We start from the raw sequence: 6741 nt of genomic DNA on the forward strand, positions 1-6741 counted from the left end.
GCGGCGGGAGCCTCGTCCTTCGGCGCCTCCGCACCGGCATCCGCGCCTTCCAGCACCAGGATCACCGATCCTTCGCCGACCTTGTCGCCTTCCGAGACCTTGATTTCCACCACCTTGCCCGCGGCGGGCGAAGGCACTTCCATCGTGGCCTTGTCGCTTTCCAGTTCGATCAGCGGGTCTTCCTCGCTGACTGTGTCGCCCACGCTGACCAGGATCGCAACGACGGGCACCTCGGTGAAATCACCGATATCGGGTACTTTGACTTCCATCGTCCTCACCTCACCACATCAACTTGCGCATGTCGCCCAGCAGCGTCTTGAGCGTCACGACAAAGCGCGCGGCCAAGGCACCGTCGACGGCACGGTGGTCATAGGACAGCGACAGCGGCTGCATCAGGCGCGGCACGAATTCCTCACCGTTCCAGACCGGCTGCATCTTGGACCGGGTCAGCCCGAGGATCGCCACCTCCGGCGCGTTCACGATGGGCGTGAACGAGGTCCCGCCGATCCCGCCCAGCGACGAGATGGTGAAGGTCGCGCCCTGCATGTCCTTGGACTTCAGGTTGCCGTCGCGCGCGGCCTTCGACAGTTCCATCAGCTCCTTGGAAATGTCGACCAGCCCCTTGCGGTCGGCGTCCTTGATCACCGGCACCATCAGCCCGTTCGGCGTGTCCGCCGCGAAACCGATGTTGTAGAAGTCCTTCTTGATCAGCTTGTCCCCGTCCGGATGGATGGACGAGTTGAACTCCCAGTGCTCTTTCAGCGCCGAGACGCTGGCCTTGATGACAAAGGACAGGAGGGTGACGCGATAGCCGTTTTCCTTGGCCATCGTGTCCATTTCCTTGCGGTACTTGTCCAGGTCGGTGATGTCCGCCTCGTCGTTGTGGGTGACATGCGGGATGTTCAGCCAGGACCGGTGCAGCGCGGGGCCGGAGATCTTCTTGATCCGGCTCATCTCCACCTCTTCCACGGGCCCGAACTTGGAGAAGTCCACCGCCGGGATCGGCGGGATGCCCATGCCACCGGACACGGCACCGCCCCCGGCTGCCGCCGGGGCGGTCTGCGCCTTCAGCGCCTTTTCCACGTCCTCGCGCAGGATGCGGCCCTTACGGCCCGATCCGTTCACCTTGTTCAGGTCCACCTCGACCCGGCGGGCATAAGCCCGGACCGACGGCGAGGCATGCACCTTGGAGAACCCGGCATCCGTCTTCGGCGCCGGCGCGGGGGCCGCGGCAGGCGCCGCCGCCTTGGGCGCTTCGGCCTTCGGCGCCTCGGCCTTGGGCTCTTCCTTGGCCGCCGGGGCGCCGTCCGCCTCGACGATCAGGATCACCGCGCCTTCGGACACCTTGTCCCCCTCGGCAACCTTGATCTCCTTCACCACGCCCGCGGCAGAAGAGGGCACTTCCATCGTCGCCTTGTCCGACTCCAGTTCGACAATCGGGTCTTCCTCGGCAATCGTGTCGCCCACGCTCACCAGGACCGTCACCACCGGCACATCGCTGAAATCGCCGATATCCGGCACTTTTACTTCTACGGTCATATTTCCTGTCTCCTCGTGCGCCGTATCAGACCAGACGCGGGTTCGGCTTGCCGCCGTCGATGTCGTATTTCTTCAGCGCTGCCTCCAGATCCTTGTCCGAAACAGCCCCCTCGCGCCAAAGGTCCACCATCGCCGCCGCGGCGATGTGATTGGCGTCCACCTCGAAGAAGCGTCGCAGGTTCACGCGGCTGTCCGACCGGCCGAAACCGTCCGTGCCCAGCACCGTGTAGCGCCCCGGCACGCAGGCCCGGATCTGCTCGGCGTAGTTCTTCATGTAGTCGGTGGCGGCGATGGTCGGCCCGGTGATGTTCGCCAGCACCTGCCCCGCGTAAGAGGTTTTCTGCTCGGCAAAGGGATTCAGCCGGTTGTGCCGCGCCACGTCCTGGCAATCGCGCGCCAGTTCGTTGAACGAGGTCGCCGACCAGATGTCCGAGGTCACACCGAAATCTTCCTGCAGCATGTCGGCGGCCTTGATCGCCTGCACCAGGATCGTGCCCGAGCCCATCAGGTTGACGTGCTTCTTGGCCGGGTTGGCCGTCTTGCGGAAGCGGTACAGCCCCTTGATGATTCCCTCTTCGGCGCCCATCGGCATGTCGGGATGCTGATAGTTCTCGTTCATCAGGGTGAGGTAGAAGAACACGTCCTCCTGATCGACGAACATCCGCTGCAACCCGTGCTGCACGATCACCGCGACCTCGTAGCTGAAGGTCGGGTCATAGCTGATGCAGTTCGGGATCGTGCCCGCCAGGATATGGCTGTGGCCATCCTCGTGCTGCAGGCCCTCGCCGTTCAGCGTGGTCCGCCCAGCGGTCCCGCCCAGCATGAAGCCGCGCGCCCGGCTGTCGCCCGCCGCCCAGGCCAGGTCGCCGATCCGCTGGAACCCGAACATCGAGTAGTAGATGTAGAAGGGGATCATCGGCACGCCGTGGTTGGAATAGGCGGTTGCCGCCGCGATCCAGTCGGCCATTGCACCGGCTTCGTTGATGCCCTCCTGCAGCACCTGGCCGTTTTCCGATTCCTTGTAATAGGACATCTGTTCACGGTCTTCGGGTGTGTACTGCTGGCCCTTCGGGTTGTAGATGCCCACCGAGCGGAACAGGCCCTCCATGCCGAAGGTACGGCTTTCGTCGGGCACGATCGGCACCACCTGCTTGCCCACCTGTTTGTCGCGCAACAGCGTGGTCAGGATGCGGACAAAGGCCATCGTGGTGGAAATCTCGCGGTCGCCCGTCGATTCCAGCTGGCCCTTGAACTTGTCCAGGCCGGGGATTTCCAGCTTGGGCGCCTCGGTCGAGCGTTTCGGGAAAGCCCCGCCCAGCTCCTTGCGCCGCTCGGCCAGGTAGGCTTTCTGCGCGTTGTTCAGACTGACAAAGGGGATGTCCTTTTCCAGCTCTTCATCCGTGACCGGGATCTTGAACCGGTCGCGCATCGCCTTGAGCTGGTCCAGCTGCATCTTCTTCTGCTGGTGGGTGGTGTTCTGCCCCTCACCGGCGGTGCCCATGCCATAGCCCTTGACCGTCTTGACCAGCAGGACGGTCGGCTGGCCCTCGGCCTCGGTGGCGCGCTTGAAGGCGTTGTAGACCTTTTTCGGATCGTGACCGCCCCGGCGCAGCGCCCAGATCTGGTCGTCGGTCCAGTCTTTCACCAGTTCCGCGGTCTCCGGGTACTTGCCGAAGAAATGCTTGCGGATATAGGCGCCGTCCTTGGACTTGAAGGTCTGGTAGTCGCCGTCGATGGTCTCGTCCATCAGCTGGCGCAGCTTGCCGGAGGTGTCCTGTTCCAGCAGCTCGTCCCAGCCCCGGCCCCAGAGCAGCTTGATCACGTCCCAGCCCGAGCCGCGGAAGTTGCCCTCAAGTTCCTGCACGATCTTCGAGTTGCCGCGCACCGGCCCGTCAAGACGCTGCAGGTTGCAGTTGATGACAAAGATCAGGTTGTCCAGCCCCTCGCGCGCGGCCAGGTGGATGGCGCCGATGCTTTCCGGCTCGTCCATCTCGCCATCGCCGAGGAAGGCCCAGACCTTGCGGTCCTGCTTTTCGATCAGCCCGCGATTCTCGAGGTATTTCATGAACCGCGCCTGGTAGATCGCCATCAGCGGGCCAAGGCCCATGCTGACGGTCGGGAACTGCCAGTAGTCCGGCATCAACCAGGGGTGCGGATAGGACGACAGCCCGCCGCCGTTCACCTCGGAGCGGAAGTTCTTCAGCTCTTCCTCGCTGATCCGCCCCTCCATGAAGGAGCGCGCGTAGATGCCCGGGATGACGTGGCCCTGGAAAAACACCAGGTCGCCGCCGTGGATCGCGGACTTCGAGCGCCAGAAGTGGTTCAGACCGATGTCGTACAGTGCTGCGGAAGAGGCAAAGGAGGCGATATGCCCGCCGTATTCGCTCGATTCCTTGTTGCGCTTGACCACTGTCGCCATCGCGTTCCAGCGGTTGATGGTGCGGATGCGCCATTCCATCTCGGTATCGCCGGGTACGTCGACCTCGTCATCCGGCGAGATGGTGTTCTGGTAGGGCGTGGTGGCCGAGAAGGGCAGACGCGCCCCTGCGGCCCGGGCGCTTTGTACCGCCTTGTCGAGCAGGAAATGCGCGCGGTCTGCCCCGTCACGCTCGATCACGTCCTCGATCGCGTCTTGCCATTCCTGGCTCTCGACGGGATCGACGTCCTGGGGGGTATCTTTCATATGCCCTCTTCCCTTTGCTGCGCCCGGCGCGGCGCGATTGGTTTAATCTTGAACAATCAGGTTTGATATTGGGGTGCAACCGGCGTCCGCCCCGTCTCTCCCAATCCTCCCGACGGTTGAGCAGGGTGTATCAGTCCACGTGCCCTCGCGGCAGGCGCGTAGCTGCATAACATCCATGCACCCAGCGCATGACACTTTGTTTAATGCTAAACAACCTCCCTCGCGCATCCGACACCTCCTCCCGCCCCGGGTTCGGGGCGGTGCCACGCGGGCGGGATACCGGCGCGGTTCTGTCGACCACGTCCGGATTCCTGCGCAACCCCGCGATTCTCTTTGAGTATAACGCGCTGAACCGCATTCGGTTCAACCGGTCTGACGACATTCAACTGAGGCGATATGTACGGCGCCGTCGCGTCCTAGCGCTGCGCCCGCACCACAGCGGCCGTCTGCCCCGTCGGGCCGGGCGCCTCGCGCGTCAGGACAAGCCCCCATGCCAGCGCCGTGATCCCCGCAAGCACCGCCAGGAACAGCCACTGCCGCCGCTTCTTTCGATGCCAATGGTCCGTACTGCGGAAATCGATCGTGTTCTTGTCGCTCATGCCGCCGGTCTAGGCGGTGGAAAGGGCAGGAATTGGGCACCGTTCGGGCAGAACCGCGCCCACAGCGCAAAAGCGCCTATTCCGCCGGATCGCCCAGCCGCAGGACCGGGATTTTCGGCGCCTCGACCTCTTCGAAATCGAACTGGTCCAGCCGGTGTGCCCGCCTGCCCGCCTTGTCGGCGCTGATCTTGATTTCCTCGATGTCCCGCGCCGCCTGCCCGAAATGCCGGTCCAGGTTCGCCACCCGTCCCGTCAGACGCTCGACATCGCCATAAAGCAACGCCAGCTCGCGCCGGATCGCCCCCGCCTGTTCCTTCATCCGCGCGTCCTTCAGCACCGCGCGCAGCGTGTTCAGGGTCGCCATGCAGGTGGTGGGCGAGACGATCCAGACCCGCGCCTCGAACCCCTCGCGCACCACCTCGGGAAAGCGTGCGTGCAGTTCCGCATAGACCGCCTCGGAAGGCAGGAACATCAGCGCGCCCTCGGCAGTCTCCCCCTCGATAATATAGCGCGCGGCAATGTCCCGGATGTGTTTGCGCACCGACAGGCGAAAGGCCTGCGCCGCGCGCGCCTGCATCTCCTTGCCCTCGGCCTGCATCAGCGCCTCATAGCCTTCCAACGGGAACTTGGCGTCCACGACGATGGGTCCCGGCGGCTGCGGCATGTGGATCAGGCAATCGGCCCGCCGCCCGTTCGACAGCGTGGCCTGCAGGGTAAAGGAATCGGCGGGCAGCGCCTTGCCCACGATCTCGCGCAGCTGGATCTCGCCAAAGGCGCCGCGCGTCTGCTTGTTCGATAGAATGTCCTGCAAGGACAGCACGTCGCCCGACAGCTTGGTGATATTGGCCTGCGCCTTGTCGATGGCCTGCAAGCGTTCCTGCAATTCGCCCAGGGACCGCGCCGTGCGCCGGGCAGAGCCGTGCAGCGATTCCCCCATGCGCTCCTGCACCTCGGCCAGCCGCCGTTCCATCAGCTCCAGCATCGCGGTCTGGCTGCTGGCCTGCGCCTCGGTGACATGGTGCAGTCCCCCGGCCAGGCGTTCCTGCCCCTCGGACAGGCCCTGCACCCGGTGCGACAGGTGGCTGACGTGCTGCAGCACCGGCGCGCTGGCCCGTGCCGCACGTCCCGCCGCCCGCACCGCCAGCACCAGCAAGAGCAACATGAGCAGGACAACACCGCCGCCGCCCAACACCACCAGCACCACAGGATCATCAAGGCTGTACGCGACGCCGCCGATCTCGATCATGTGCGCCCGAACAGCCGCTCGATGTCCGCCAGTTTCAACTCGACGTAGGTGGGCCGCCCGTGGTTGCACTGGCCGGAATGCGGCGTCGCCTCCATCTCGCGCAACAGCGCGTTCATCTCCTCGGCCCGCATCACGCGGCCCGAGCGGACAGAGCCGTGACAGGCCATGCGCGACAGGATCGCCTCGATCCGCTCCTGCAACAACCCGCTGTCGCCGGTGTCCGACAATTCGTCAAGGATGTCGCGCACCAGCGCCTCGGCGTTGACCTCGCCCAGGATCGCGGGTGTTTCGCGCACGGCAATCGCCCCGGCGCCAAAGGGTTCGATCCGCAGGCCCATGCGCTCCAGGTCCTCGGCCCGCGCCAGCAGCCGGGCGGCATCGTCCGGCGACAGGTCGACGACCTCGGGGATCAGCAATCCCTGCGCGGGCACACCCTTTTCCGCCATCTGCCGTTTCAGCTTTTCATAGACCAGCCGCTCATGCGCCGCGTGCTGGTCGACGATCACCACGCCGTCCTCGGTCTGGGCGATGATGTAATTCTCATGCACCTGTCCCCGCGCCGCCCCCAGGGGCAGCGAGACCCCGTCCCGGGCCTGCCCCGGGACCTCGCCGTCATTCGGGCCATGAGCGGGGCGGTGGTCCGCACCCCCGTCCCGGACCTGATCCGGGACCTC

General features: G+C 65.0%; 5 protein-coding genes and 1 pseudogene. All 6 read right to left on the reverse strand.

The features are described from left to right. Positions 1-269 (reverse strand): biotin/lipoyl-containing protein (locus tag PVW46_RS27440; protein WP_338020552.1); only part of this gene is annotated, 269 nt, incomplete at its 3' end. Positions 270-279: 10 nt separating this feature from the next. Continuing rightward, positions 280-1554, reverse strand: a pseudogene (aceF, locus tag PVW46_RS27445) (dihydrolipoyllysine-residue acetyltransferase); the annotation flags it as partial. Between the two features lie 10 nt (positions 1555-1564). After that, positions 1565-4222 carry a pyruvate dehydrogenase (acetyl-transferring), homodimeric type gene (gene aceE, locus PVW46_RS27450; RefSeq protein ID WP_043145978.1) on the reverse strand — a complete coding sequence of 886 codons (2658 nt, stop codon included), beginning with the start codon at positions 4220-4222 and terminating at the stop codon, positions 1565-1567. 416 nt (positions 4223-4638) lie between these two features. Further along, positions 4639-4821, reverse strand: a complete 183-nt coding sequence (locus tag PVW46_RS27455) for a hypothetical protein (RefSeq protein ID WP_069210403.1) — start codon at positions 4819-4821, stop codon at positions 4639-4641. A gap of 76 nt (positions 4822-4897) precedes the next feature. Continuing rightward, positions 4898-6067 carry a DNA recombination protein RmuC gene (locus PVW46_RS27460; RefSeq protein WP_069210404.1) on the reverse strand — a complete coding sequence of 390 codons (1170 nt, stop codon included), beginning with the start codon at positions 6065-6067 and terminating at the stop codon, positions 4898-4900. Beyond that, the coding region (locus tag PVW46_RS27465; protein ID WP_500862260.1) for a DNA mismatch repair MutL family protein at positions 6064-6741 on the reverse strand (678 nt) is incomplete at its 5' end. The genes PVW46_RS27465 and PVW46_RS27460, both read right to left, overlap by 4 nt.

The organism is Mameliella sp. AT18 (genome assembly GCF_028807275.1).
Classification (GTDB): Bacteria; Pseudomonadota; Alphaproteobacteria; order Rhodobacterales; family Rhodobacteraceae; genus Antarctobacter; species Antarctobacter albus.